General features: G+C 64.3%; 25 protein-coding genes and 1 tRNA gene. 14 read left to right on the forward strand and 12 right to left on the reverse strand.

What is annotated here, in order from left to right:
- The first annotated feature begins 125 nt into the window (after window positions 1-125).
- Complete coding sequence (locus ACZL02_RS18365) at window positions 126-668, forward strand: retropepsin-like aspartic protease family protein (protein ID WP_472940331.1); 543 nt, start codon at window positions 126-128, stop codon at window positions 666-668.
- 7 nt (window positions 669-675) lie between these two features.
- On the opposite strand, the gene deoA is transcribed toward ACZL02_RS18365, so the two are convergent.
- From deoA to ACZL02_RS18400, 7 genes are read right to left on the reverse strand one after another with little or no spacing between them, the layout of a single operon-like run.
- Window positions 676-1,992: a thymidine phosphorylase gene (deoA, locus tag ACZL02_RS18370; RefSeq protein ID WP_472940332.1), complete on the reverse strand. Its 1,317-nt coding sequence runs from the start codon at window positions 1,990-1,992 to the stop codon at window positions 676-678.
- Window positions 1,993-2,050: 58 nt separating this feature from the next.
- Window positions 2,051-2,848: a purine-nucleoside phosphorylase gene (locus ACZL02_RS18375; protein ID WP_472940333.1), complete on the reverse strand. Its 798-nt coding sequence runs from the start codon at window positions 2,846-2,848 to the stop codon at window positions 2,051-2,053.
- Window positions 2,845-3,237 carry a cytidine deaminase gene (locus ACZL02_RS18380; RefSeq protein WP_472940334.1) on the reverse strand — a complete coding sequence of 131 codons (393 nt, stop codon included), beginning with the start codon at window positions 3,235-3,237 and terminating at the stop codon, window positions 2,845-2,847. Before ACZL02_RS18380 ends, ACZL02_RS18375 begins: the two co-directional genes overlap by 4 nt.
- 45 nt (window positions 3,238-3,282) lie before the next feature.
- Window positions 3,283-4,251, reverse strand: coding sequence for an ABC transporter permease (locus ACZL02_RS18385; protein ID WP_472940335.1), 969 nt, complete (start codon window positions 4,249-4,251; stop codon window positions 3,283-3,285).
- Window positions 4,251-5,390 carry an ABC transporter permease gene (locus ACZL02_RS18390; RefSeq protein WP_472940336.1) on the reverse strand — a complete coding sequence of 380 codons (1,140 nt, stop codon included), beginning with the start codon at window positions 5,388-5,390 and terminating at the stop codon, window positions 4,251-4,253. Before ACZL02_RS18390 ends, ACZL02_RS18385 begins: the two co-directional genes overlap by 1 nt.
- Window positions 5,387-5,872, reverse strand: a complete 486-nt coding sequence (locus ACZL02_RS18395; RefSeq protein ID WP_472940337.1) for a VOC family protein — start codon at window positions 5,870-5,872, stop codon at window positions 5,387-5,389. The genes ACZL02_RS18390 and ACZL02_RS18395 overlap by 4 nt, the downstream gene beginning before the upstream one ends.
- Window positions 5,869-7,395 carry an ABC transporter ATP-binding protein gene (locus ACZL02_RS18400; RefSeq protein WP_472940338.1) on the reverse strand — a complete coding sequence of 509 codons (1,527 nt, stop codon included), beginning with the start codon at window positions 7,393-7,395 and terminating at the stop codon, window positions 5,869-5,871. Before ACZL02_RS18400 ends, ACZL02_RS18395 begins: the two co-directional genes overlap by 4 nt.
- A 179-nt stretch (window positions 7,396-7,574) precedes the next feature.
- Between ACZL02_RS18400 and ACZL02_RS18405 the strand changes: the two genes are divergently transcribed.
- Window positions 7,575-7,778 carry a SlyX family protein gene (locus ACZL02_RS18405; protein WP_472940339.1) on the forward strand — a complete coding sequence of 68 codons (204 nt, stop codon included), beginning with the start codon at window positions 7,575-7,577 and terminating at the stop codon, window positions 7,776-7,778.
- Between the two features lie 167 nt (window positions 7,779-7,945).
- On the opposite strand, the gene ACZL02_RS18410 is transcribed toward ACZL02_RS18405, so the two are convergent.
- Window positions 7,946-8,947: a BMP family lipoprotein gene (locus ACZL02_RS18410; protein WP_472940340.1), complete on the reverse strand. Its 1,002-nt coding sequence runs from the start codon at window positions 8,945-8,947 to the stop codon at window positions 7,946-7,948.
- A gap of 220 nt (window positions 8,948-9,167) precedes the next feature.
- Window positions 9,168-9,467 carry a hypothetical protein gene (locus tag ACZL02_RS18415; RefSeq protein WP_472940341.1) on the reverse strand — a complete coding sequence of 100 codons (300 nt, stop codon included), beginning with the start codon at window positions 9,465-9,467 and terminating at the stop codon, window positions 9,168-9,170.
- A 257-nt stretch (window positions 9,468-9,724) separates the two neighbouring features.
- Here ACZL02_RS18415 and ACZL02_RS18420 point away from each other — a divergent pair.
- From ACZL02_RS18420 to ACZL02_RS18450, 7 genes are all read left to right on the forward strand, one after another.
- A tRNA-Ser gene (locus ACZL02_RS18420) sits at window positions 9,725-9,814 on the forward strand.
- A gap of 338 nt (window positions 9,815-10,152) precedes the next feature.
- A complete protein-coding gene (locus ACZL02_RS18425; protein ID WP_472940342.1) occupies window positions 10,153-10,344 on the forward strand; it encodes a helix-turn-helix domain-containing protein in 192 nt (63 codons plus the stop codon).
- Window positions 10,344-11,027, forward strand: a complete 684-nt coding sequence (locus ACZL02_RS18430) for a hypothetical protein (RefSeq protein WP_472940343.1) — start codon at window positions 10,344-10,346, stop codon at window positions 11,025-11,027. Before ACZL02_RS18425 ends, ACZL02_RS18430 begins: the two co-directional genes overlap by 1 nt.
- A 4-nt stretch (window positions 11,028-11,031) precedes the next feature.
- Window positions 11,032-11,286, forward strand: coding sequence for a hypothetical protein (locus ACZL02_RS18435; protein ID WP_472940344.1), 255 nt, complete (start codon window positions 11,032-11,034; stop codon window positions 11,284-11,286).
- Window positions 11,287-11,386: 100 nt separating this feature from the next.
- On the forward strand, window positions 11,387-13,876 hold the full coding sequence (locus ACZL02_RS18440; RefSeq protein WP_472940345.1) for a DUF5906 domain-containing protein: 2,490 nt from the start codon (window positions 11,387-11,389) through the stop codon (window positions 13,874-13,876).
- A 346-nt stretch (window positions 13,877-14,222) separates the two neighbouring features.
- Window positions 14,223-14,804: a hypothetical protein gene (locus ACZL02_RS18445; protein ID WP_472940346.1), complete on the forward strand. Its 582-nt coding sequence runs from the start codon at window positions 14,223-14,225 to the stop codon at window positions 14,802-14,804.
- On the forward strand, window positions 14,801-15,106 hold the full coding sequence (locus ACZL02_RS18450) for a hypothetical protein (protein WP_472940347.1): 306 nt from the start codon (window positions 14,801-14,803) through the stop codon (window positions 15,104-15,106). Before ACZL02_RS18445 ends, ACZL02_RS18450 begins: the two co-directional genes overlap by 4 nt.
- On the opposite strand, the gene ACZL02_RS18455 is transcribed toward ACZL02_RS18450, so the two are convergent.
- Complete coding sequence (locus ACZL02_RS18455; RefSeq protein ID WP_472940348.1) at window positions 15,103-15,726, reverse strand: recombinase family protein; 624 nt, start codon at window positions 15,724-15,726, stop codon at window positions 15,103-15,105. The two genes, ACZL02_RS18450 and ACZL02_RS18455, sit on opposite strands and share 4 nt — an antisense overlap.
- 417 nt (window positions 15,727-16,143) lie before the next feature.
- Here ACZL02_RS18455 and ACZL02_RS18460 point away from each other — a divergent pair, with 417 nt between their 5' ends.
- The 3 genes from ACZL02_RS18460 to ACZL02_RS18470 all read left to right on the forward strand — a co-directional run bounded on the left by ACZL02_RS18460 (window position 16,144) and on the right by ACZL02_RS18470 (window position 21,083).
- The gene (locus tag ACZL02_RS18460) at window positions 16,144-16,674 is read left to right on the forward strand and encodes a hypothetical protein (RefSeq protein ID WP_472940349.1); all 531 of its coding nucleotides are present in this window, start codon (window positions 16,144-16,146) and stop codon (window positions 16,672-16,674) included.
- A gap of 55 nt (window positions 16,675-16,729) precedes the next feature.
- Entirely contained in the window at window positions 16,730-18,856 is a 2,127-nt protein-coding gene (locus ACZL02_RS18465; RefSeq protein ID WP_472940350.1) for a hypothetical protein, read from the forward strand.
- Between the two features lie 154 nt (window positions 18,857-19,010).
- Window positions 19,011-21,083: a glycosyl hydrolase family 28-related protein gene (locus tag ACZL02_RS18470; RefSeq protein ID WP_472940351.1), complete on the forward strand. Its 2,073-nt coding sequence runs from the start codon at window positions 19,011-19,013 to the stop codon at window positions 21,081-21,083.
- Window positions 21,084-21,085: 2 nt separating this feature from the next.
- On the opposite strand, the gene ACZL02_RS18475 is transcribed toward ACZL02_RS18470, so the two are convergent.
- Window positions 21,086-22,063: a class I SAM-dependent methyltransferase gene (locus ACZL02_RS18475; RefSeq protein ID WP_472940352.1), complete on the reverse strand. Its 978-nt coding sequence runs from the start codon at window positions 22,061-22,063 to the stop codon at window positions 21,086-21,088.
- Window positions 22,064-22,269: 206 nt separating this feature from the next.
- Between ACZL02_RS18475 and ACZL02_RS18480 the strand changes: the two genes are divergently transcribed.
- Window positions 22,270-22,599 carry a hypothetical protein gene (locus ACZL02_RS18480; RefSeq protein WP_472940353.1) on the forward strand — a complete coding sequence of 110 codons (330 nt, stop codon included), beginning with the start codon at window positions 22,270-22,272 and terminating at the stop codon, window positions 22,597-22,599.
- A gap of 343 nt (window positions 22,600-22,942) precedes the next feature.
- On the opposite strand, the gene ACZL02_RS18485 is transcribed toward ACZL02_RS18480, so the two are convergent.
- Complete coding sequence (locus ACZL02_RS18485) at window positions 22,943-24,400, reverse strand: hypothetical protein (protein WP_472940354.1); 1,458 nt, start codon at window positions 24,398-24,400, stop codon at window positions 22,943-22,945.
- Window positions 24,401-24,437: 37 nt separating this feature from the next.
- On the opposite strand from ACZL02_RS18485, the gene ACZL02_RS18490 reads away from it, so the two are divergent.
- Complete coding sequence (locus tag ACZL02_RS18490; protein ID WP_472940355.1) at window positions 24,438-25,169, forward strand: SOS response-associated peptidase; 732 nt, start codon at window positions 24,438-24,440, stop codon at window positions 25,167-25,169.
- Window positions 25,170-25,319: the final 150 nt, after the last annotated feature.

The following is a 25,319-nucleotide window of genomic DNA, read 5'->3' on the forward strand; positions in this document are numbered from 1 at the left end:
CCGTTAACCGCTCGGCAACCCTTTCGGCAATCGCCGCCCGACGCACGGCGCAGCGTTAAGGCACGGCGTGACAGGGTTCGGCCATGGCTCTCCTCGCGGGGAGCGTGGGCGGAGCTTGAGATCGAATGCAGAAAGTCGTGGTGTTCATGGCGGGCGCGGCCGTCCTGGGTTTCCTGTTTCCCTCGACCTTCGAGCGCTACCAGAAGCGGATGGCCGACGAGCAGCGGGCCGAGACGGTCACCGCGGCGCCCGCGGTGGTCGAGGTCGCCGCGCGGCCGAACGCTGCTCCGCCGTTGTCCGGCCGCGCCCGCATCGACGCCGATCCGGACGGCCACTTCCGCACGGCGGCGCGGATGAACGGGCGTCCGGTGCCGGTGCTGATCGATACCGGGGCGACCTATGTCTCGATGAGCGAGGCCACCGCGCGCCAGCTCGGCATCCAGCTCTCCGCGGCCGACTACCGCCACAAGGCGCAGACGGCCAATGGCGAGACCGCCGTGGCGCTGGCCCGGCTCGACCGGATCCAGATCGGCAATGTCGCCGTGGACGACGTGGACATCATGGTCGCCCGCGGCACCGGGCTGCCGACGACGCTGCTCGGCATGAGCTTCCTCTCCAAGCTGAAGCGCTTCGAGGTCCAGTCGGACCAGTTGAGCCTGGTGCAGTAGGAACGGCTCAGCCGAAGCGAGTCAGCACCGCCGGACGGACGGCGACGGCCTCCGGTCCGATTGTATACGCTTTCTGGATACGATCCGCGGCAGCCTGCGCCGCCTCCGCCGAGCGCGCATGGATCCGGCAGAGCGGGTCTCCCGGCACCAGCCGCGCACCGAGGCCGACGAGGTGGGTCAGCCCGACGGCATGGTCGACAGGATCCTGCGGCCGCGTCCGACCACCACCGAGGGTGACGACGGCAAGGCCGAGCGCCCGGGTGTCGACGGCCGTGACGTAGCCACCCGCCGCCGCCCCGACGTCACGGACGATCTCGGCCTTCGGCAGGTAGGCGTCGAAGCGCTCGACGAAATCGGCCGGACCGCCAAGCGCTGCGACCATGCGCCCGAACACCTCCGCGGCCCGGCCATCGCCGAGCGCCGCCTCGGCCTTGCGCCGTCCCTCGCCGGCGTCGGCGGCAAGGCCGCCCAGCGCCAGCATCTCGCCGGCGAGCGCCAGGGTGACATCGAGCAGCCGCGCGTCCTGCCGGTCGCCGGCAAGGAAACGCACGGCGTTCTCGACCTCGACGGCGTTGCCCGCGGCGGAAGCGAGCGATTCGTCCATGCCGGTCAGGAGCGCGGTGGTCCTGAGGCCCGCGCCGTTGGCGACCTCGACGAGGCTTGCCGCCAGCGCCGCCGCATCCTCCTCCCGCGCCATGAAGGCACCGGAGCCGGACTTCACGTCGAGCACCAGCCCCTGCAGGCCCGCCGACAGCTTTTTCGAGAGAATGGACGCGGTGATCAGCGGGATAGACTCCACCGTCGCGGTGACGTCGCGGATGCCGTAGAAGCGCTTGTCGGCGGGGGCGAGGCGCCCGGTCTGGCCGATCACCGCGCAGCCGACCTCGGCCACCGTCTTGCGGAACAGCGCATTGTCGGGCGTGACGGAATAGCCGGGGATGGACTCCATCTTGTCGAGCGTGCCGCCGGTATGGCCGAGGCCGCGGCCGGAGATCATCGGCACTGCCCCACCGCAGGCCGCGACGATCGGCGCCAGCATCAGCGAGACGTTGTCGCCGACGCCGCCGGTCGAGTGCTTGTCGAGGATCGGCCGGTCGAAGCCCGACCAGTCCAGCGTATCGCCGGAATCGCGCATCGCCTCGGTCAGCGCCACGGTCTCGGGCTTCTGCATCCCGTTGAAGAACACCGCCATCGCGAACGCCGCGACCTGTCCCTCGGTGACGCGCTCGCCCTCGAAGCCGGCGATGAAGGCCTTGATGTCCTCGGCCGCGAGCGTGCCGCCGTCGCGCTTCTGACGGATGATTTCCTGGGGGAGACGGGTCATCGGCGAAGGCCTTTCTTCAGGCGGCAGGCAAGAGGTGAGCAAGGAGGCATCGGCGGCCTTAAAGAAACCGCGGCAGGGCCGTCTTGAGGATGCGGGCAAGGATCGCCCCGCCCCGCGGCGCCACGTCCTTGGTCTCGGCATGCGAGAGCTCGGCGCCGGTCATGCCGGCACCGTAATTGGTGATGACCGAGGCCGCGACGACCTTCAGGCCGAGGAAGCGGGCGAGGATCGTCTCGGGCACGGTCGACATGCCGACGGCGTCGGCGCCGAGAATGCGCGCCATGTTGACCTCGGCCGGCGTCTCAAAGGACGGGCCGGAAAACCACATGTAGACGCCTGCCGACAACGGCGCGTCCACTTCCACGGCGGCTTCCTTCATCACCCGGCGGAGGTCTTCGTGATAGGCCTCGGTCATGCCGGTGAAGCGCCCCTCCGACGGCTCGCCGATCAGCGGGTTCTCACCGGAGAAGTTGATGTGGTCCTCGATCAGCATGACCGCCCCGGGGCGGATGTCGGACCGCAGCGATCCCGCCGCATTGGTGAGGACGAGGATCGAGACCCCCAGCGCCTTCAAGGCCTCCAGCGCCGGCCGCATCGCCGCGGCATCGCCCTTCTCGTAGTAATGCACGCGGCCCGAGAGGAGGAGGACGTCGACGCCGTTCAGCCGCCCGGCCACCAGCTCGCCGGAATGGCCGCTGACGCCGCTCTGCGGAAAGCCGGGAATATCGGCGTAGGGGATCGCCAGCGGATCCTCGAGTTCCCCGACGAGGCCGCCGAGGCCGGAGCCGAGGATCAGGGCGATCCGCGCCTTGCGACCGCCAAGCCGGGCCTTCAGCGCTTCGATGTCGACGCTCATCCGAGATTCTCCGCCGCAAAGCCGCGCGGGAACAGTTCGCCGAGCGAAATGGTCTCGCGCACGCCCGTCTCGTCGCAGAGATGCACTTTCGTCTCGGGCGACCCGAACTCGGCGATGCGCTGGCGGCAGCCGCCGCAGGGCGTGCAGAGCGCCAGCTTCTCGGCGAGCACGGCGATCTCGGCAATGCGCCCGCCGCCGTCCATCACCATCTGGGCGATCGCCGTGGTCTCGGCGCACCACCCCTCGGGAAAGCTCACCACCTCGACATTGCAGCCGGCAAACAGCCGGCCGTCGCGGGTGCGGATCGCTGCGCCCACCGGAAACTTCGAATAGGGCGCATGCGATTTTCGCAGGGCCGAACGGGCCAGCGAGAACAGGTCGTCGGACATCACGTTTCCTTTGCGGTAGGGCCGAGGCCGGTTCGGATGGCGGAACTACCGCTCTTTCACATAGGGCACGCCGCCGGCTTTCGGCGGCACCGCCTTGCCGACGAAGCCGGCGAGCAGCACCACGGTCAGGAGGTAGGGCAGCGCCTGGACGAACTGCACCGAGACCTGGCCGACCACCGGCAGCTCGACGCCCTGGATGCGGATCGACACCGCGTCGAGGAAGCCGAAAAGGAAGCAAGCGAACATCACCGGCACCGGCCGCCATTTTGCGAAGATCAAGGCGGCGAGCGCGATGTAGCCCTTGCCGGCGGTCATGTCACGGTTGAAGCCGGCCGACTGCGCGAGCGCGAGATAGGTGCCGGCGAGCCCGGTCAGGACGCCGCAGACGATCACCGCGCGGTAGCGCAGGAAGGCGACCGAGATGCCGGCCGTGTCGACCGCCGCCGGGTTCTCGCCGACCGCCCGCAGCCGGAGGCCGAAGCGGGTGCGGAACAGCGCCCACCAGGCCAGCGGCACCATCAGGAAGGCGACGTAGACAAGGACGTTCTGCCCGGACACCAGCGTCTGGTAGATCGGCCCGAGCACCGGAATGGCCCCGATCGTCTCGGCCCCCGGCAGCGTCACGGCGCCGAAGCGCGCGCTTTCCGGCAGCGAGGGCGTGCGCCCGCCTTGCCCGTACCAGCTCTGCCCGAGCAGCACGGTCAGCCCGATCGCGACGAAGTTCAGCGCCATGCCGGAGACGATCTGGTTGCCGCGGTAGGTGATCGACGCCAAGCCGTGCACCAGCGCGAAGCCGACGGCGGCAGCGACGCCCGCGGCAAGTCCGAGCAGCGCCGAACCCGTCGCGGCGGCCGCGACCGCCGAGGCGAAGGCGGCGATCAGCATCTTGCCCTCGAGGCCGATGTCGAACACCCCCGCCCGCTCGGAGTAGAGCCCGGCAAGGGCTGCGAAGAGCAGCGGCGTCGACAGCCGGATCGCCGAATCGGCGACGTTGAGAACTGTGCTGAAATCCATCACGCGCGCTCCCCGGCCGTGACCGCCGGCGTCTTCGCCCGCGGCGACAGAAAGCCGTAGGCGATGCCGACACCCGGCCGGATCATGTTTTCCAATGCGCCGGCGAACAGGATCACCAACCCCTGGATGATAACGATCATGTCGCGCGAGATCGCCGGCATGTCGAAGGCGAGTTCCGCCCCGCCCTGGTAGAGGACGCCGAAGAGCAGCGCCGCGGGCAAGATGCCGGCGGGATGGCCGCGGCCCATCAGCGCCACCGCGATGCCGACGAAGCCGGCGCCCTCGGGAAAGTCGATCTGCAGCCGCGCCTGGTCGCCCATCACCGGGTTCAGCGCCATCATGCCGGCGAGTGCCCCCGACAGCGTCATGGCGACGAGGATCAGCCGCGTCTCCGACATGCCGGCATAGCGCGCCGCGCTCGGCGAATGGCCAAGGGTTCGCAGCTCGTAGCCGAGCCGGGTGCGCCAGATCAGCACCCAGACGGCGAGCGCCGCGACCAGCGCGATGAGGAAGGTGACGTTCAGCGGGGCGCCGCCGAGGTCGAGGCCGATCATCTCGAACAGGCCGGTCAGCTTGGGCGCCTGCCCGCCCTCCCCGAACGTGCGGGTCGCCGGCTGCATCGAGCCGGCGAGCTTCAGCGGCCCGACCAGCAGATAGTTCATCAGGCTGGCGGCGATGAAGTTGAACATGATGGTGGTGATGACGATGTGCGCGCCGCGCTTGGCCTGCAGCAGGCCGGGCACGAAGGCCCAGAGCGCGCCGAAGGCGGCCGACGAGAGCACCGCGACCGGCAGCGTCACCCACCAGGGCGCGAAGTCGCCGAGGCTCAGCGCCACGACCGCGACGCCGAGCCCGCCGAGATAGGCTTGCCCCTCGCCGCCGATGGTGAAGAGGCCGGCATGAAAGGCGACGGCGACGGCGAGGCCGGTGAAGATGAAATTGGTGGTGTAGTAGAGCGTGAAGCCGATGCCCTCGCCGTAGCCGAAGGCGCCGCGCCACATCAGCTCAGCCGCCTCGACCGGGCTCTCGCCCACCGCCAGCACCACGAGGCCGGCGACCGCGAAGGCGAGCACCACGTTGAGCAGCGGGATCAGGCCGAAATCCACCAGCGGCGGCAGCTTGGCATAGGGACGGCTCATGCAAGGCCTTTCGCGGCGGCAGCTTCTTCGGCGCCGCTGTCTCTCGGCGGCCGGCCGAGGTCAAGATGGCCTTTCTTGGTGAGGCGGAAGAAGGGATTGTGCGCCAGTTCCCAGAGATGGCCGTCGGGATCGGCGAAATAGCCGGAATAGCCGCCCCAGATGGTCGGCTCCGGCAGCTTGATCGGCCGCGCCCCTGCGGCGGTGGCGGCTTCGAACACGCGGTCGACATCGGCCTCGCGTGGAAAGTTCACCGCCAGCGCCGTGTTCGGGAAAGGCACGTCGCCCTGGCTCGACAGGCCGACATCGGCGGCAAGGTCGCGCCGCCCGAACAGCAAGAGCACCATGCGCTCGCCCTGCAGGAAGACGACGCCGTCATTGCCGGCGCTGGTGCGCGTCCAGCCGAGGGCGACGTAGAAGCGCGCCGCCCGGTCGAGATCGTCGACCGCCAGCGTTACCAGCGAAATCCGGGCGTCGCGCATCATGCCGCCACTTCCCTGCCAATGCCGGCCATCAGCAGGCCGAGCTGGTTTTCCGCCGCGCCCGCAGCGCATTCGCCGACGATCCGCCCGTCGAACATCACCAGGATGCGGTCCGAGAGGGCCTGGATCTCGTCGAGCTCGACCGAGACGAGGAGGATCGCCTTGCCGGCATCGCGCATGGCGACGATGCGGCGGTGGATGAACTCGATGGCGCCGACGTCGACGCCGCGCGTCGGCTGTCCGATGAGCAGCACCGCGGGGTCGCGCTCCATCTCGCGGGCGAGCACGATCTTCTGCTGGTTGCCGCCGGAAAAGTTCGCGGTCTTCGCCCGGCAGTCGGCGGGGCGGATGTCGTAGGCCGCGATCTTCTCCGACGCGTCGCGGCGCATGGCGGCAAGATCGAGCAGGCCGTTTCGGGTGAAGCTGGGATCGCCGTGATAGCCGAGCATGGCGTTCTCGGCCTCCTCGAACGCCAGCACGAGACCCATGTGGTGACGGTCCTCCGGCACGTGGGCAAGGCCCATCCGGCGCATCTCGGCGGGATCGACGGCGCCCGATGCTGGATCGATGTCGCGGCCGAGGAGCGTCACCGCCCCCGCCTCGGCGCGGCGGATACCGGCCAGCGCCTCGAGCAGCTCCGACTGGCCGTTGCCCGCGACCCCGGCAATGCCGACGATCTCGCCGGCCCGCAGCTCGAACGAGATGTCCTTCGCCATTGCGACGCCCCGCCCGTCCCGCACGGTCAGGCCGCGCACGGCAAGCTTGACGGGGCCGGGCGTCGCCGGCGCCTTATCGACCCGCAGCAGCACCCGGCGGCCGACCATCAGCTCGGCGAGCTCGGCGACGTTGGTCTCGGCCGTCCGGCGGGTCGCCACCATCTCGCCGCGGCGCATCACCGAGACGGTGTCGGTGACATCCATGATCTCGCGCAGCTTGTGGGTGATGAGGATGATCGTCTTGCCCTCGTCGCGCAGCTGCCGCAGCACGCCAAAGAGATGATCGGCCTCGGCCGGCGTCAGGACGCCGGTCGGCTCGTCGAGGATCAGGATGTCGGCGCGCCGGTAGAGGCTCTTCAGGATTTCCACCCGCTGCTGCAGGCCGACGGGCAGCTCGCCGACCACCGCATCGGGGTCGACGTCGAGCGCGTGCTCGCGCGCCAGCCGCTTCAGCTCGGCCCGCACCTTGCCGATGCCGGCGCGCAGGAAGGGCGACTGCTCGGCGCCGAGCATGACGTTCTCGACCACGGTGAAGTTGTCGACCAGCATGAAATGCTGGTGCACCATGCCGATGCCGGCGGCGATGGCGGACGCGGTGTCGGCGATCGCGACGGGCTTGCCGCCGACGCGGATTTCCCCCGCATCGGCCTGGTAGAAGCCGTAGAGGATCGACATCAGCGTCGACTTGCCGGCGCCGTTCTCGCCGACGATGCCGTGGATCGAGCCCTTCTCGACCGTCAGGCAGATGTCGTGATTGGCACGCACCGCGCCAAAACTCTTGCCGATCCCGATGAGTTCGATGGCCGCCATGCCTGCTCCCCTGTGCCGGCGAAGTTTAAGGGGCCCGCCGCCGGAAGGCCAGCCTCCCCGCCCCAACCGACGGTCGGCCGGCATCCACCGGGGAACGGCCTCGACAAGACCGGCCGCTTCGTGATCTTGGGCCGGCGCGCCGGCAAGCTTCGGTTCGCCCATACCGACGAGGACATGCCATGACCGACACCGACCGCATCGATGCGCTGGAGATGACGCTCGCCCACCAGCAGCAGGTGATCGACGATCTCTCGGCCGAGGTCCAGCGCCAGGGCGAGGCGATCGATCGCCTGCTGAAGGCGGCCCGCAGTCTCGGCGACCGTTTCCAGGCGCTGGAGGACATGGCCCCCGCCCCCGAGCAGACCAAGCCGCCACACTATTGAAGAAGGATGATCTCCCCACCGGAGGGGGAGATGGCCGGCAGGCCAGAGAGGGGCGCCATAGGGCGCCGCGGCTTCCCGCTCATGGCCCTGTCGCGACATCACGAGAGGCGCAGCTCGCCCCTCTTCCCGCCGCGATCTCCCCCTCAAAGGGGGGAGATCGGTCTAGCTCAATACGGGCAGGCGCTGTCCGAATTGTAGTTGTGGACCTTGACCGTGCCGGCGACGATGTCGGCCTTGGCCTTCTCGACCGCGGCCTTCATCTCCGGCGTGATCAGCGCCTCGTTGTCCTTGTCGAGCGAATAGCCGACGCCGTCGTCGGCAAGGCCCAAGGTCGTCGCGCCGCCGGTGAACTTGCCGTTCGCCGCATCGTCGAACGCCTTGTAGACGGCGTTGTCGACGCGCTTGACCATCGAGGTCAGCACATGGCCGGGATGCAGCGCGTTCTGGTTGGAATCGACGCCGATGCCGAACTTGCCGGCGTCGGAAGCGGCTTGCAGCACGCCGATGCCGGTGCCGCCGGCGGCATGGAAGATCACGTCGGCGCCCTGGTCGATCTGCGATTTCGCCAGCTCGCCGCCGCGCACCGGATCGTTCCAGGCGGAGCCGGTCGTGCCCGTCATGTTCTGCAGCACCTTGGCGTCGGCCTTGGCGGCCTTGACGCCACCGACATAGCCGCAGGCGAAGGTGCGGATCAGCGGGATGTCCATGCCGCCGACGAAGCCGACCGTGCCGGTCGCCGACTTCATGCCGGCGAGGATGCCGACGAGGTAGGAGCCTTGCTCCTCGGAGAACAGCACCGAGCGCACGTTCGGCAGGTCGACGACGGAATCGATGATGACGAACTTCGTCTCCGGAAACTCCTTGGCGACCTTCTCGATCGCGGCGGCCTGGCTGAAGCCGATGCCGACGATCGGCGAGGCGCCGCGCTGGGCGAAGCGGCGCAGCGCCTGCTCGCGCTGCGAATCGTTCTGGATCTCGAAGTCGCGGTACTCGGTGCCGGTATCCTTCTTGTACTTCTCGGCGCCGGTGTAGCCGGCCTCGTTGAACGACTTGTCGAACTTTCCGCCCATGTCATAGACCACCGCCGGGCTGATCTCGGCAGCCTCGGCCGTCGGCAGCGTCGCGGTCAGGACGGTCGCAGCCAGAAGGCCCGCCACAAAGTTTTTCATCTCGCTCTTGATCCTTGCCATGGGCAGCGGGGCCGCCCCGTTGAGCCGGCGGGATCGCCCTCAATCCCGGCCTTGAAGGCGCGAGACTGGCATGCGCGGGGTGAAGTTTCACGCTCTTTCTGCGCCGCGCGACGAAGCTCCACGGGGTTTGACGCCGGTCCCGCCGGACCGCTTCGGCCGCCCGGCTTCCGCCCGGCTTCCGCACGGCTTGGAAGCGCGATCAGCGCCGGGGCGGCTGGCCGCGGGCAGGGCGGCGCCGGCGACCGAGAAACATCAGCACGAAGGCCAGCACCGCCAGCACCAGCGCCGCCGGCCAGGCCGAGACCAGCGCGATCACGTCGAGCACGCTCGCATCGCCCTCCGACGGTGCGAGCGGCAGGCGCAAGGCCGCCGCCGCCTCGGCGAGCGTCGTGAGGCTCAGCGCATCGTTGGCGAGCGAACGGGCGATGTCGGCGACCGCGAAGACCAGGCCCACGGCAAGGATGACCTGGCCGGCGAGGCGAAACAGAAAACGGATCATGCGGCCTCCCCGGACAGGCGAACGTGGAGCGCTTCCCGCGCCGCAGCCCCGCCCTTCTAGACCCGCCCTTCTAGAGCGGAATTGCCCGCCGATCCAGCGATACGCGGCCGCCAGGAGCAGAGCCCACGCGCCCCATCGCCGAAAGCCCCTTGAACAGAAGGGGGTTCTCGCTATAAGTCGCCCCCAACCGACTCGCCGGCTTCCAGTAAGCCCGCGAGCCCCCAACCCGCCTGGCCCCGCGCCGACGGAACGGGGATGGAGAGGTGGCCGAGTGGTTGAAGGCGCACGCCTGGAAAGTGTGTTTACGTGAAAGCGTAACGGGGGTTCGAATCCCCCTCTCTCCGCCAGTACCGCCCCGCAACCTACTGATTTCATTGCAGATTTTCTGCGACCACCGCGATCCACCCCATAAGTTACCCCTAACGGCCGCCAGCTGTCCCATGTCCCTGGCGTAGGCCTGCTGGTCGGAAAACTTTGACTGGGATCAAAAAATAAAAGCAGCCTTGAAATGACATCTCTCGTGGCCTCGATAAGCTTCGTCCGCGTCTACGATTTCCCGAATATATGTATGTCACTTGTATGTTGTTATACTTCGACAATCTGCGCATAATCAGCCGATGCAGCTGTAGACAATTGTATTCAGATGGCACTAAATCAAATCTCGGATAGATAAACGAGGTGCCCCGTGAGAGACTATGCACTGCCTGCCGCGATGACGGTCAACGAAACTGCGAACTACCTCCGGGTCTCCCGGGCTAACCTCTACAAGCTGTTCAAGTCCGGCGAGCTCAAACCTGCCAAGATCGGAGGCAGAACTTTGGTTCGCCGGATCGACGCCGACGCGCTTCTTGAGCGTGCTGTGAATGGAGCTTCGTGATGCGAGAGCCGGAGATGGCGGGCTCCCGCATTACCATTGCATCGCCCAAGGCCGGGACGATGTTGAGCCAGTATGTTTCGTCCATAAGCCGGAAGCTGGCCTTTGACCTCGATTGGTTCGGCGAAGCTAGCGAGGACGAACGGACTATCATCATCCAGAATGAGTTGGCTTCCGCTCTTAACATCGGTGAGCTGCCTCGTGCCGTTGTTCTAGAACATTTCGTAGTCCGCCCGCTTGTCGAGTTAGGCATGCCGACCACCGGTGCCGTCGCTCCTTGGCAGAAGTCGCTTCTCGACGGTGCAACAAGCACTTTCCTTCATAGGAACGCCAGAACATCACTTCGTGGCCACCGCCGACACAGCGCGGACAAAAGCGTCGCGAGGATGGTTATTTTGGGCGCTTATGCAGACGCGCTTGCGAGCGCAAGAACCGACAATCAAGCATACGAGATGGTCGCCGAGCGCCTTGGCGGCTGCGACCGAGACCATGTCCGCCGTGTCATCCGTCGCTTCCGGCGAGGCTTGGGTAGATTGCCTGAAGATATGGTCAGGCTAAACATGCTCGCGCTTCTTCGCATCTCGAAATTTTTGGTCCAGGTGGATCAGGATTGCGCGTCCAGGACCCCCGGCCCACCGATTTCAACGCGCAATTGGGAGGCGCACTCTGTTCCTAGAACGGAGTGATACGATGAAACTCGAGCCGATCAACGAAGGCGCGGCGGAATTCCTGACGCTCGTCGAGGCGTCCGAAATTGCCGGCAAGTCCTACACGTGGACGCGCAACAAGGCAGTTGCCCGGCTGTTGACAGCCAGCCGCCGCGAAGACGGCAGGATTGTCGTGTCCTCGGCCAGTCTGCGTGAATTACTGGCCCACCACACAGAGAGCCAGCCGGCCGCCGCACCGGCCCCTCGCCTCGTTTGGTCCAACCCTAACCTAAAATGACACGGCGTCGCCGGGGCTGAAGCCGGCGACGCCGCAGAAAGGTATCGCATTGGAAAGTCTAGCATCTGAAGGCCAGTCTGGGCAACTGTTCGGCGACTTCGTGAGCCGGCCCGTCGCGATCGTGCCGGTAACGTCTCGCTTCGCCGCCTCGCCTCGGCTCACGGCTGACCGCGCAATGATGCAGAAATTCGTTGATGGGGTGTTCTGTCGTTGCGTTGGCGTAGAGGGCGCGATAGCCCCGCGCGGCTTCGAGCACGGCGATAAGGAGCGGTCGCTGATATTCGACTGGGTTCAGCTGGATCAGAACCCGGTGGCCGACTCCGTCAAGATTGCCACCGACATTGCCAACCGCCCCTTCGCCGAACGCGCGGTGTTCGCACCGCCAGTCTGTCTGTTCGGAGAAATGACCGTAGTTCGAAAGAACGGCAGCTCCTTCCGATCGGCCCAGGCCGCCAACGTGGTGGCAGGGCCGGTGATCGTGGTCGAGCTGGACGAGAGGCCAACAGCGGGGCTTGCAGTTCTGACCGCGGTGCTCGGCGAGCCGACGATTGTTGTCGCCTCAGGCGGCGTGTGGGCGACGCCGGACGGATCGATAGAACCCAAGCTGCATGCTTACTGGCGGCTGGTCAAACCGGCGACGACGTCCGAGGATATCGCGGTGCTGGTGCGCGCTAGGGCCGCCGCGGCGAAGCTGGCTGGTGGCGACGAAACCGCGATTTCCTTGTCGCACCCGATGCGTTGGCCGGGGTCGTGGCACACGAAGAACGAAAAGACAGTCCTGTGCCGCATCGTCGGCGGTGATCCGAAACGCGATGTCGTTCTGGCATGGGCGGCGGAAAAGCTCGATGAAGCCCTGGATCTAGTTGGCCTAGAGGTTGACGGTCGATCCGCGGTTGCAGGCATCAGGACTGGCTTCAAGACCACCCAGCCTTGGGACGAGAACGCCCTGAACGACGCCGCCCGGCTCATTCCGAACGAGGGTCTTACCTGGGATAAGTGGAACACGATCGGCATGGCGTTCTACGACGCCTCTCACGCTTCGAATGATGGCCTAGAGGCCTTCCACGCCTGGAGCCAAAAAGACCCGCGGTACGATCCCGAGGTCGCGGAGAACCGCTGGTCGCATTGGGGCTCCTACCCACCCAACGATTTGTCGGCTGGCACGCTGCTGCATACGATTCAGGAAGTCGAGCCAGGATATCGCGTTCATCTCGCGGCTTCGGAGAAGCACTTCGGAGCGATCGACGCTGATGCGCCAGCGCCGGCGTCATCTGCGGCGGCGGAAGACGTTGACCCGACAAACGTAGAAGATGATGCGCTGCCCCCTTTCGTGCGGGAGCTCAACAAGCGGCATGCGTTCGTCATGAACGACGGTCGAGCGATGATCGTCAACGTTGAGAGCAATTCGGCAATATCTTTTTCAAATAAAGCATCATTCCTCGATAGATATGCCAACGAACTTCTCAAGCGCGGCGGCAAGGAGATGTCCAAGGCGGAATGCTGGTGGGAACATCCGAAACGCCAGCAGTTTCTCGGCGGCGTCGATTTCGATCCGGATGGGACGCCGGCGGGCGTCTTCAACATGTGGCGTGGCTTGCCCCCTTTGCCAGGAGGCGAGGCGGCCAAGGCCGGCTGTCCTCTAATCCTTCGGCATATTAAAGAAGTGATCTGCGACAACGACCCGGAAGCCGAACGATATCTGCTCGGGTGGCTCGCCCATATGCTTCAGCGGCCCGGGGACAAGCCTGGCGTTGCGATCGTGTTGAAAGGCAAGAAGGGCGCCGGCAAGGATACCCTAGGCGAGTTTTTGAAGCCGATCATGGGTCCCTACTATGTGATGGTCTCCGACCATAATCACGTGACTGGGCAGTTCAACGGACACGTCTCGGGTAAGCTGCTGCTGCATGTCGAGGAGGCCATCTTGGCCAGCGACAAGAAGGGCGAAAGCGTCCTGAAGTCGCTCATCACCGCGCCGGACATCGCAATCGAGCGCAAGGGCATCGACGCCTTTATGGTGAAGAGCCGCCTGCGGATTATCATGACCAGCAACGAGCGCCGCGTGATCGCCGCCACCGAGGACGAGCGACGGTTCTTCGTGCTCAACGTGTCGGACCGTCGCCGCGGCGATCGTCGCTGGTTCTCAGACCTCCGAGCGGAGCTCAACGGAAAGGGGCCTGCCTGCTTCGCCTCCTACCTTCGCTCGATCGATCTCAGTGATTTTGACGTACGTGCTGCTCCCGACACCGGCGCGCTGATGGATCAGAAATTGCTTGGATTGCCGCCGCTCGAGAAGTGGCTGTACGAGATCCTTCACGGAGGATCGATTGGTCAGCACCACGATTGGCCTGAAGAGATCGCGGTCCCGACCTTATTCCGTCTTTTCCAAGAGGCGATGAAGCATGATCATCGGTCCCGAGCGATCGCCTCGCCAGTCTTCGGGAGAACGGTTCAAAGCGTTCTCAAGGTCCCGCCGCCCATCAAAAGGAGGGTCGGCGACGCCCGTCAGCTTTGCTATCGACTGCCCCCTCTTGCCGAGGCGCGGTCGGCCTTTTGCGTTTGGGCAGGACAAGTTGTCAGGTGGGACGAATGAGCGCCAATTGCACGGACCGCTGGGACCAGTTTCGGACCAGTGAAACCCTTGTGGCGCAGGGTTTGGTCCTAGCGGTCATAGTGGTCCTATCTCTTTTTAAGTTAGTAGAAATAATAAGGGTAAGGCATATAGCCGTGACACCGCACCCGCATGTAAACGACTTCAAAAATTGCAGGGACCACACGGACCGCTGGGACCAAGCCTTACGCCATAAGGGTTTGCGAGTTTTGGTTGCTAGGACCAGGGCAAAGACCGCTAGGACCACCCCCTGCGTTACAAGTTTTTTCGGTCGGGAGGCCGGTATGCTCTTGATACCTCACGGGGCCATGTCCGTGGAGATGGGTCAATGAGCGTGAGCACCTCCCAACTCGACGGCTGGCGCTACTCGGTCGCTTGGAAAGCAATCGCCCGCCGACAATGCAAGCTGATGAATGCGGCGCATGCGGCCAAACCGTATTGTGGAGCCAAAGCACGGTCGACGGGCGAGCCTTGCCGACAGAAGGCTATGGCCAATGGGCGGTGCTATGTGCATGGCGGCAAAACTCCGTCTGGCTCGCGCTGGCATAAACCAGCATTCCCGTCGAAGGACGGGCCGAACGCCATCCGCAAGATCGACCGTAAGGCCGCGGACCTCGCGAAGGCAGAGCGCCGGCGAGCGAAGCGCGTCGCCGCGATGTCGCCGGCCGAGCTCGAGCGATATCGAGCGTGGCAGAAGGCGCACCGTCCAGGTGATCCGAAGAAGCGAGCGGCCGGTCGCGAGCGTCGCCGGCAGGACCGAGAGGCGGCCAAGATGATCGCCGCATCTTCGACCACCTCGCCGCCAGCGACTGGCGAGGCCGCACACATCGCTGACGAGATCGCCATGTTGCGCGCAGAGTTGGCGCGTCGAGCTGAACCAGAAGCCTTCGATTGGGGTGTTTTCGCATGACAGACGGGCAGTCACCGGCCGACATTCAGCGCGAGCTGCGCGAATTGGTGCGCGTCACCGGCGCGCGGGTGGCAATCGAGGCCGCAATAGCAGTTGCCCAGGATCCGAAGGCGCCGCCCGCCGCTCGCGCTACGGCAGCGGGACTGCTGCTACGTGCTGATGCCTTCGGTGGGTTTGGGCGAAATGACCCTGATGCCGAGACCAAGGAACCTCATGACATGTCGGCTGCTGAAATTGCCGCCAGTCTGGTCCGGTTGAGGCGGCAGCAAAAGGCAAATGCCGGCCCGGACGTGTTTGATTAAGCTGCCGCCGCCGCCACATTCCGCTTCGCGATCTTGGCGATCGTCGCCCGGCTGCAGCTCGTGGCGTCCTGGATCTTCGTCCACGATATCCCGGCAGCGAGCATAGAGGCGATGCCGGCGTTGCGCTTGGCGTCCTCTGGCCGTCCCTTGTAGGCGCCAGCTTCCCTCGCCTTCACGACGCCTTGCGCCTGGCGGCGTCGACGGTCGTCGTAATCTTTTCTCGAAACAGCGGCCAGCATATCAAGCATCATAGAGTTGAGAGCCGCGAACATGCGGCTGGTGAAGTCGTCCGCCGCGGTGGTAAGCATCCAGGAAGTCGGCAAATCGAGCGCCACCACACGCACCTGCCGCACGTCGAGCTCGGCCCGAAGCTTCTGCCAGTCGCTCGACGTCAGTCGCGACAGGCGATCCACTTGTTCGATCAGAAGCATGTCGCCGGGGCGGCTATCGCTCAGCAGCCGGAACAACTCAGGTCGCGCCAGCTTGGCACCACTCTCGTTCTCAACATAGGTTCCGACGATGTTCAGGTGACGCTCGGCAGCAAACGCCTCGAGATCGGATCGGGCGCGACCAGCATCCTGATCAGCGGTTGAAGCGCGGAGGTAGCAGCGAACGTTCATTCGAGCCTCGGGAGTGACTGGTTCAATTAGATTGGTTCACACCATACCGGTTCATTTTGATTGGTCAATCACTATTTTATAGACCACGCTTCTGTTGGTTCGCGAGGGGTGTACCTTAGATGAACCAACGATACGCTGGGATACGGATGCTTCAGCGATCGACTATAGCCGCGCTGATCGATGCAGATCTGCTCCACCGTTCAGCAATGATCCGCGTCGGGCCGAGCCCCGCCCCGTCCTGGACCCCGGTCGGCCCCCCGCCCCCGGTCGCTCGCGCCCGCGAGAAACGCCAGCTGATGTTGCTAGAAATTTTGGCCCGCGCCGAACTCTTTGCGCGAATTTGCACCCCAGAAGCCCCGTAGTTTCGCGCATCCGACCGAGGCATGGTCATCGAAGCAGCACCCTCGGAGCCTTCACATGGTGTCACCAGCGACACGCCAGATCCAGCAGAAGCAAGCGCCAGACCGCGCAGACGCCTCGGCACGCCTTGGTGACCGGATGATCTGGATCCTAGACTACCTACGTCGTGTCGCCGTTGGCCAAGACATCGCTTTCAATATCTCGGAGGCCGCATACCGCCTCCAATCGGCAACGTTGGGCGCCGGCACCCTTGCAGAGGCTGACCTTCAGGAATTGCTCCAGGCCCTCCGAAGGGCCGAAACCGCAGCGAGCAAAATGCTTCCGCCGGATTTCGACCGAGCGAAAATCAGCGTTGGGTTCGACGCCCTCGCGACCCAGGCTGCCCACCTAGCCGTGCGCGGCGATGATCACAGTGGACACCTCTCCGACGCGCGAAGCATCGCGCGGATTTTCCGAAATGAAATGCACAATCTGTCGCTGGCTCAAGAGCTGGACGAGCGCCGCGCTCGCCGGCGGCACGCTCTCAAAATCGTAGCTCCCGCGGCACCGTCGCTGCTCGTCGAACATGAGGCCGAGCCATGCCCGTAATCAACCGATCGGAATTTGCACCTCAGTATCATTTTGAAAATCGGAGTTCGAGCTGATGGAAGCGCAACTGTTCGACGGCACTGTGCTTGAGTTCCCTGATGGCACCGACCCAGCGGTCATCCAGCGTGTTGCGAAAGAGCAGACCCAACGGCGTCGGGCCGCCGCACCCGCGTCTGCCGCATCGACCCGCGCCATCCAGTTCGAAGGCCGCAACATCCAAGTGCCGCACGATGCGACGGACGACGAGGTACGTGAGATCCTGTCTGCACCATCGGACGCCAAGCCACCGACTGATGAGTGGGCGGCTTTTCGGACCTCTCCGCCCGTCGCGCCGCCTGCCAAGGACGAGTGGGCCGCGTTTCGTACGGCGCCCGTCCCGGAAGGCCCGTGGACCCGTTACGCACAGCCGGCGCCGGCCGCGGCGCCGCCGGCGGCGCCAGGTGCCCCGGAAGGTCCATGGACCCGGTATGCGACGCCGGCACCTACAGCTCCGTCCACCGATCCGATGGATCCGACCGCCGCTGCTATCACCTCGGCTCCCGCGGCGGCCGCGCCGACGCCCGTCTATCGCGGGTCGATCCTGCCGTTCGAGCGGATGAGCGACGGGACGCGGGAGTGGGCCGTTCCCGGCATGATCTCCGAAACGATCAACGCGCTGCGGCTGCCCGAGCGGGTCGCGTCCGGCGCGATCGACCCGATGTCCGAGGAAGGCATGCAGCAGACGGTCGGCCTCGCCGGGCTCGTCACGGGCGGCACCATGCCGATGGGACCGAAGGCGCTCGTCAACAGCGCGGGGAAGACCGTACCGAACGCCGTCGCCTCCGCGCTGCGCGCCGACGGCGTGCCGATGGGCGAAGTCGCGTCGCGCGTCCAGGCGCTCGGCCCGGCCGGGTCCGTCGCGGATCTCGGCCCCAACCTGCGCTACAAGGCCGCCGCGCTCGCCACGCGCCCCGGCGAGGCGCAGACGACCGTCGTCGAGGCCATGCGCGCGCGGCAGAAGGGCGCCCCGGCCCGCGTCACCGGCGCGATCGACGAGACGCTCGGTCCCGCCAAGGTTCCGGATTATATCAGGGCCGACATCGACGCCAATAAGCAGACGCTCGGACCGGAATACGATCGTGCGCTCGCTGGCGCGCCGCCCATCGACGCCAAAAGCCTTGCTGACGGGCTGGACACGGGCGCTGCGGTTGTGCGCGGCGACGCGCAGACCAAGCTGAACTCTGTGCGGGGGATGCTGAACGACACGGCCGATCCGACCATGCTCAGCTCTGACCCGGCGGTTCTTCACCAGACCCGTCGCGCCATTGACGGGATGCTGAAGGCCGAGCAGGACAGCAACGTTGTCCGCGTGTTGACGCAAGCACGACAGGAGCTAGACGGGCTGCTGGGAACCAACGTCCCAGGCATGAAAGAGATCGACAGCAAATACGCCGAGCTCGGCAGTCAGGAGCGCGCTCTTGACCGAGGCCAGACTGTGCTCGACAACGGCCGCGAAGCGCCTTGGCCGCAGGTTCTCGCCGATGAGGTGGCCGCCGGCGCCATCCCGCCCGGCTCTGTCGTCGGCCCGTCCGGGGTCTCCTTCCGGCTTAGCCAGGGTGCTCGCGGCGAGATCGAGCGGCTGGTCGGCACGAAGCTGAACGACCGCGCCGCGCTGAACGGCCTGCTGAAGGGCGAAAGTGATTGGAATTATGATCGGCTCTCGACGCTCTTCGGCAAGGAGAAGGTCGACCAGCTTTACAAGGTGCTCGACAACGAAAGGTCGATGGCCGAGACAGAGAACATGGCGCTCGCCAACTCCAAGACGGCCGGCGTTCAGGCCGCCCAGCAAGAGATCCAAGGCGCGTCTTCGTCGGGGAACGGGGCGTTGCGCTCTGCGGGCAACTTTAAGTTCGGCGATGCGGCAGCAACGATGCTGGACAGGGCTACGGGTGGCCTTTCGCAATACAGGCGCAACAGCATCAACCAAGACATCGCCGAAGCGCTGATGGGCCGAGGCGATCTCTCCGTGACTTCCGGGGCCAGCCGTCGCTTGCCAGAAGAAAACGCCGGGCTTGGCGCACTCATCGGCGCGATCATGCAGGCAGCCAAGCCCGCGCCGGCCCAAGGGTCGGTTGCCAAGGGCGGCCGGGCTGTTACCGACGAGGAGTACCGCCAGGCGATCTTGCAAGGTTTCGGCGCCTAAGCGTCCCGGCCGCACTCGACACCATGCGAGCTTGCCTCACCGCCCCGTGGGTGCAGCAGGCAAAGTCTAACAACAGACCAATGGGCCCTGCCCTACGACACGAAAAGGAATGCCGATGGCTCGATGATTTCGATCAATCTGAAGAACCTTTGAAATGGCCGACCCGACCCCTTATTCCGTGAGCTATTCCTTCAACGGCTGGCAGACCGCCAACCCGGCCAAGCCCCTCCCGGCCTCGCGGCTCGACAACGAGCTGTTCAACATCGCCGCCTCGCTCGGTGGCGCGGTCAACGCGATCAAGGACATCCGGCGGTCGGACGGCAAGCTGAAGAACCAGATCGTGACGCTCGACAGCCTGGCAAATAACGTCCGCGCATCTCTCGGGGTCAATCCGGGCGATTACACGGACCTTCTGGCGCAGGTCGCGCTTAAGGCGGACGCTGCGGCCACACTGACCGCGCTGGCCAGCAAGCTCGGGACCACGACGGCGGCCACACAGTTTGCGCTGAAGGCCAATATCGCGGACGTCAACAGTAAGGCCGAGATAGCAACCTTTTTCGGCACCCGAGACGCCGCGATCGCGCTGAAAGCCAACACCGCAGACGTCTACAATCGCGCTGACATCGGGACGCTGTTCGGTACCCGGGACACCCGTCTGGACCGCATCGAGAACGTCCTCGTCTCGGTCAAGCAGTACGGTGCCGTTGGTGATGGCGTCACCGACGATACGGCGGCATTCGAGGCCGCGCTTGCCGCCAACACCGTTCTTTACGTCCCGAAGGGCGACTACCTTCTGAAGCGGAGGCTTTCAAAGTCCGCCAACGTCAAGATTTATGGTGATGGCGATCACTTGTCGCGTTTGATCTGGCAGGGTTCGAGCAGTAGCGGCATCAGGATCGCGCTCGCCAGCGGGGCCGGCGTCAGCCAGCTGGCAGCCTGCCACTTCAAGGGCCTCGCGCTTATTTCGCGGGAGTACGTGGCTGGTCGCGTCGGCATCGAAGTGGACCGCGTCGAAAATCCCACGCCCGGTAGCAACTTCAACAATTCCGTAGTGGTCGAGGACGTCTATGTCGGCGGCGAGACCAACGCGTTCCAGCAGGGCTGGGAAAAGGGCATCGACACTGACGGTTGTACGAACGTCTATATCAAGCGCTTTACGTTCTTCGGCAGGGTGAGCACGCTTGGCGCGCCGACATACGACAGCCTCTATGGCATTCGGTGCCACAACGATAGCATGACCTCTCCGCACCCCACCGTCGCCAACATCAGCGAAAGCGGCGTGCTGTATGCAAAGGTCGGCATCGAGGCCAAGGATTACGAGGGGTTCATTCTCACCGGCAATCAGGTGTTCGGTTGCAACATTTGCTATCGCGGAATTGGCACGGCCGATTACGGAGATCCTCATTTCTCCATGATCGGCAATCATGGCGCCGGCAGTCAACGCGCGGTCTTTATCTCGAGGATGGCGCAGATCGTCGTAATGGGGAACGTGCTGTATAATCAGCTGCAAGTCGATGCTAACGCGTGCATTATCGATATCAACACGCTGTGTAATCAGATTAAGATTATCGGCAACGATTTCCAGAGCATTTCGTGGACGTATCCGAACACGTCTATCCTGATGGACAGCGTGGATTACGCTATCATCTCAGGCAACAACTTCCGCAACACGTCCCCGATCGGCGGCGCTATTAGCGGTCGCGGCGTGTACATTGGCGTTAACGCGAAGAATGTCTACGTCAGCCCGGATAATAAGTTCCTCCCCGAAGTCGGGACGCCCGTCGATGACAGCGGCCCGACGAATTTCTTCCCTGGGTATGGCGGGCGTTGGGCCAAGTCCGCTGATCAGACGCTTACCGCATCAGCAACTACAATTGTTACATTTCCGGTTACGTCGGTAAAACGCGGCGGGTTTACGGACGGCCCGGAAGACGGGGCTTTTGTTATCCCGACAGCAGGCATGTGGCATTTCTCTACTTGCTGCCAGCTTGCAGCAGTTACGGCGAATGACACCGTCATAGTGAATTTCCAAAAAAACGCCGTTGGCGGTAGCGCAATAAATTCAGTAGCGGTGAATGGGCTTGCCAACGCGCCTACGGTTATTACTCTTTCGTACACAGGTTACTTCGCCGTTGGGGACATTATCCGCGTAGGCGTTAACTCATCTCTTACGAGAACAGTTCAAGCAAATATCAGCACCTTTTTCGAGGCCCGCCGCCTTTCGTAAGTTCAGCGACCCTTGAGGGCGCGCAGCGGCGCCGTAATGCGCCAGGACGTAGAGGCCCGCAGCGCGCGGGCCTCTTGCTGTGCGGCCTCAAGCTGCTGGCGCAGTTCGTCACGCTCGGTCAGCAGTGCTTCATGGTCTTCAGGCGAAACGGACGGCAGCGGGGCTGGAGCAGGCACCGGGGCGACGCGCGCCTGACGGACGACATCGGCAGCGATCAACCAGGGGAACCACTCGTAGGGCAAGTTCTCGAGCTCGCTCCTCGTCCCGATCTGGCCGGCGGGGCGCCGAAGCACATAGACCGCGGTGATGAGCGGGCCGGTCATCATTTCATCGACAGAGATGTTGGGAAACTGGAAATCCGTCTCTCGAATGACAGTTTCATGATCCCACAGTTGTTGCTCGGCCAAAGCGACTTCAGTCTCGACCCACTTTCCCGCGTGCCGGTGCGCGAAGCATTGAACATCATTGAAAAACCGCTGCGCCTTTGCGTGCCAGCCCCGCGTCGTCAGATGGGTGATGTGCCAGATGTTCTCGACGTTGGCACGCAGGCCCTGCGGCGACGCGATGGGCGGGACCGCGAAGATCATGACGCCTTCGGGTTTTAAGATGCGCCGGCACTCGGCCATGAACAGGTCGATATCGGCCACGTGCTCCATGACGTTCGACGAGAAGATCGCGTCGAACGATGCGTCCGGGTACGGTAGTGGAGCGCAGAGGTCGCGGGTCTCGAATTGGATGCCGGTGCCGCGGTGACGGACCTTGCAGTGCTCGACTGCATCAGCGGAAGCGTCGACCGCGACGAGTTCCCGGACACCTTGCTCCATCAGGTAGGCCGCCCCGTACCCGGTGCCGCATCCAGCTTCAAAGACGCGCTTGCTGACCAGGGACGGCACCGCGAAGGTGTAGATCGACAGGTGAGCGTAGTAGCTCCAGTTTCGTTCTTCGCCAACGATCCGTTCGCCGTCGTTTCCGATGTCCATGTCACAACTCCCAGTAGTTCCCCGGTAGACGCTTGCCCCTGCGTCAGCAGGCCGTCAAGGTCTACCCGCTCGCCCGCCAGCGGTTCTCCGTGCGCGCGAGCTCTGTCCTGCTGATGTGCTTGCCTATCTGGGGCTGAATGCCCGCTACACGGCCGCTACGCTAGCAACACGGCAAAGCCCGGCAGGGATTACCGTCTACGCCATGCTTGCTCGGACACCGGCCAGAAAACCCCGTTACGCTCAGTCTTCAACTTCACCTTCGCGACGCGCTTGCCGGCGTCGCGGACAAAGCCACAGGCGGCTTATCGACCTATCGCCGGAACAGCATCAATCAGGACATTGCCGACGCGCTGATGGGCCAGGGCGATCTCTCGGTGACATCGAAAGGCGGCGCGTCGAAGTCCGGGATGACGACTGGCGCGCTGCTCGACGCGATCTTCTCTTCTGGTGCGCCGGCTGCACCCGCCGCGGCGAAGCGGCCGCCGATCTCCGACGAGGAATACCGCCAGGCGGTGATGCAGGGGTTGGGTGCGTAGAGAGCTGACGGGCCGCGCGAAACTCACAGTGGTTAGCGGCGTGGGCGCCGTCCTAGACGGTGACAACGCCCCGCTCAACGGAAGAGATGCGGTCGGAATTCGGGGGAAGCCGTCTCTCGGCAAGGTGCGTAGCGTGACAAGCTCACCGACGCGATAATGGGCTACGGAGTGCGTCAAGCCGTATCAGCCGGCCTTGCTGTTCGCGGAATGCTGACGCGCGCGTGCTCATGTCGGGCGGTATGTTGGCAATGGCTCCTACAGCATAGTGTTGGACTTTCAGCAGAATGCGCTTCTCCGATGCTGCTATTGCCGGCGTGCCTATGCAGGCGTCGACACTAGGCTATCACTTTGATCGTCGCCAAAATGCTTGCATTTCTGCGTTGGTCGGCTCACCCATCCAGTCCGCTCCACTATAGTCAAACGCATTGCGAGCCTCCACACCTTCCGTTATAAAATGGGAAAGAAAGTCGAACGCTGCATCATCAAAGCTCACCGTCGGGGGGATAATATAGGATTTATAGATTGCATCACTGACCAGCTTGAGAAGCCCTTCCGTCTCAAGGCTCAATAATTCCCCTTCAAGAACATTTTCATTGCACTCTTCTATTTCCTCTTTGCAGACTAAAACCGTCTGTATGGTCCAAAGAAAAGCCTCCTGCTTAGTAAGAACTGCTTTTTCGTCTCGTCGGACGGTCGCAGAAATTCGTCGTGATATCCGCTCATGGAGGGCCTCCCGGGCAAGTTCGTGCAACGGAACGTTTTCTTCGGCAGCTCGCCGGGCCTCCGCCGCGGCCCTGATTTTTTCGGCCTCTTTTTCGAGCTCCGCTTTCAGAGCATGTTCAGCCTCAGCGGCAGCTCTATGGGCTGCCTCTTCCTTCCGCTCCTCCCCTCTCTTTTTGGCTGCGACGCGTCGCTCCTTAAACCGGTCTTCGACAGATCCCTCCTCGGTCCGTCGCGCGACTGACCAAGCGTCCTCACTGTCCCGAACGCTCAAGGCTGTCCGTAGCAGCCAGATCAGCATCGTGTTGATGCAGGCCTCCAATGGCTTGTCACCGCGACCGTAAAACGCCCCTCGCTGCCGTCCGCGGTACGCGCTGCTCAGCGGGGTGGCATACAGAATAACCTTTGGCTCCTGGTGCTTCCGTTTGCCCTCGCCGGCAGATCGGTAGCGAAGGTCGAAATTGAACCAGACACCGAAGCATTCGACTTCCAAGTCGTCCTCCGAGGCGATCGGAAAATGCAGCTTCTCGAATAGCTTCAGCAGCGTGTCCGTGAATGCGACCGCCCTCTCTCGACAGCTGACGTCAGTCCGGCAATAGAACAGACCGTCTCCCTGAATCCGGCAGTTGTCTGGGTTGCTCGACAACGATGTGACCAGAGCCGCGTTTGTCGCCTTCGCGATAGGATGGAGGGAGCGCGGCATGGTCTGTCGTGCGAACAGGCCGTAGCGGCCGACCTTGTCTTTCCCTGGCTTCTGGAGCGGCCAATGTTTCGGCAGGCGCTCCGGCCGGCTGTGCTCCGGTAGAGGCGGCAGGTGCTTCAGCCGCTCCTTCCGTGGCAGGTTCATCCAGGAAACCTGACCCGGCAAGGGCAACTCGTAGAGCTCGGCGAGCCATCGGACATCCAGCGGCATGACATTCAGATCCACCGAAAGGTGCTTCACTGGCGTCGTCCAAAGCATTCGGAAAAACACGTCACGCGACATCTCGGCCTCCTCAATGAAGCTGCCTTCAAACTTGGGAATTGTGGCGTCTTTAAAGTTGTAGGTCGCGTCTGCTGCTACAACCGACACATCAGACATGCTGGACAGTCGAGAAGCGCCGGCCACATGATGACGAATGTGCAATCTCTACAGCGTCACCAAGGGCCAAGCGGCCATCCTCGAGTTCACCCGGGCGATGCGCGACACCACGGGCAACCTTCCGCCGTTGCCTGGCATTTTCCCCGACTACCCGGCGCCGATCGTCCGCACCGTGGGCGGCGAGCGCGAACTGTCGATGGTGCGCTGGGGAATGCCGAGCTCGTCGCAGGCACTCTTCCAAGCGGCGAAGAGGCGGGCCGACAAGCTTGAGGCAAAGGGCAAGCCCTACGACTTCCCTGCCCTGCTAAAGGCGGAGCCCGACGCCGGCACCACCAACATCCGCAACACCGCCTCCAAGCATTGGACGCGCTGGCTTGGCCCGGCGAACCGCTGTCTGGTCCCGTTCACGTCGTTCAGCGAGTGGGACAGCCAGGCCGGCGAGACCGTATGGTTTGCCGCAGGCGCCGAGCGGCCGTTGACGGTCTTCGCCGGCATCTGGACGACCTGGACGTCGGTCAGGAAAGCGCGCGAGGGCGAAGTCACAGTCGATTGCTTCGGCTTCCTGACGACCGAGCCAAACCCGACGGTCGGCGCGATCCACCCAAAAGCGATGCCGGTGATCCTCACCACGGCTGAGGAAATGGACGTGTGGCTGCGGGCAGACTGGTCCGAGGCGAAGGCATTACAGCGCCCCCTGCCCGAGGGCGTGCTCGAGATCGTTGCCCGGGGCAAGAAGAGCGATGGCGAAGGCGATCTGCGAAGCGAGTGACTCCCTCCGATATAGATAGCGCTGCAGATGCACGCAGGCGTCGACAGTGATGTGCTGGCTCTAGCTGTCCTTGCCATCAATAAACCTTCACCTGGAAGGAGACCGCCTTTATGAGCCAATCCGCAGCCGCATAGGCCCACATATCAGGAG

It is taken from the genome of Mesocryomonas fontinalis (assembly GCF_055730125.2).

Excerpts from the sequence above, each read along its gene's own strand:
- ACZL02_RS18365 (WP_472940331.1), top strand. The coding sequence starts at position 126 with ATGCAGAAAGTCGTGGTGTTCATGGCGGGCGCGGCCGTCCTGGGTTTC.
- deoA (WP_472940332.1), bottom strand. The coding sequence starts at position 1,992 with ATGACCCGTCTCCCCCAGGAAATCATCCGTCAGAAGCGCGACGGCGGC.
- ACZL02_RS18375 (WP_472940333.1), bottom strand. The coding sequence starts at position 2,848 with ATGAGCGTCGACATCGAAGCGCTGAAGGCCCGGCTTGGCGGTCGCAAG.
- ACZL02_RS18380 (WP_472940334.1), bottom strand. The coding sequence starts at position 3,237 with ATGTCCGACGACCTGTTCTCGCTGGCCCGTTCGGCCCTGCGAAAATCG.
- ACZL02_RS18385 (WP_472940335.1), bottom strand. The coding sequence starts at position 4,251 with ATGGATTTCAGCACAGTTCTCAACGTCGCCGATTCGGCGATCCGGCTG.
- ACZL02_RS18390 (WP_472940336.1), bottom strand. The coding sequence starts at position 5,390 with ATGAGCCGTCCCTATGCCAAGCTGCCGCCGCTGGTGGATTTCGGCCTG.
- ACZL02_RS18395 (WP_472940337.1), bottom strand. The coding sequence starts at position 5,872 with ATGATGCGCGACGCCCGGATTTCGCTGGTAACGCTGGCGGTCGACGAT.
- ACZL02_RS18400 (WP_472940338.1), bottom strand. The coding sequence starts at position 7,395 with ATGGCGGCCATCGAACTCATCGGGATCGGCAAGAGTTTTGGCGCGGTG.
- ACZL02_RS18405 (WP_472940339.1), top strand. The coding sequence starts at position 7,575 with ATGACCGACACCGACCGCATCGATGCGCTGGAGATGACGCTCGCCCAC.
- ACZL02_RS18410 (WP_472940340.1), bottom strand. The coding sequence starts at position 8,947 with ATGAAAAACTTTGTGGCGGGCCTTCTGGCTGCGACCGTCCTGACCGCG.
- ACZL02_RS18415 (WP_472940341.1), bottom strand. The coding sequence starts at position 9,467 with ATGATCCGTTTTCTGTTTCGCCTCGCCGGCCAGGTCATCCTTGCCGTG.
- ACZL02_RS18430 (WP_472940343.1), top strand. The coding sequence starts at position 10,344 with ATGCGAGAGCCGGAGATGGCGGGCTCCCGCATTACCATTGCATCGCCC.
- ACZL02_RS18435 (WP_472940344.1), top strand. The coding sequence starts at position 11,032 with ATGAAACTCGAGCCGATCAACGAAGGCGCGGCGGAATTCCTGACGCTC.
- ACZL02_RS18445 (WP_472940346.1), top strand. The coding sequence starts at position 14,223 with ATGAGCGTGAGCACCTCCCAACTCGACGGCTGGCGCTACTCGGTCGCT.
- ACZL02_RS18450 (WP_472940347.1), top strand. The coding sequence starts at position 14,801 with ATGACAGACGGGCAGTCACCGGCCGACATTCAGCGCGAGCTGCGCGAA.
- ACZL02_RS18455 (WP_472940348.1), bottom strand. The coding sequence starts at position 15,726 with ATGAACGTTCGCTGCTACCTCCGCGCTTCAACCGCTGATCAGGATGCT.
- ACZL02_RS18460 (WP_472940349.1), top strand. The coding sequence starts at position 16,144 with ATGGTGTCACCAGCGACACGCCAGATCCAGCAGAAGCAAGCGCCAGAC.
- ACZL02_RS18465 (WP_472940350.1), top strand. The coding sequence starts at position 16,730 with ATGGAAGCGCAACTGTTCGACGGCACTGTGCTTGAGTTCCCTGATGGC.
- ACZL02_RS18470 (WP_472940351.1), top strand. The coding sequence starts at position 19,011 with ATGGCCGACCCGACCCCTTATTCCGTGAGCTATTCCTTCAACGGCTGG.
- ACZL02_RS18475 (WP_472940352.1), bottom strand. The coding sequence starts at position 22,063 with ATGGACATCGGAAACGACGGCGAACGGATCGTTGGCGAAGAACGAAAC.
- ACZL02_RS18485 (WP_472940354.1), bottom strand. The coding sequence starts at position 24,400 with ATGTCTGATGTGTCGGTTGTAGCAGCAGACGCGACCTACAACTTTAAA.
- ACZL02_RS18490 (WP_472940355.1), top strand. The coding sequence starts at position 24,438 with ATGTGCAATCTCTACAGCGTCACCAAGGGCCAAGCGGCCATCCTCGAG.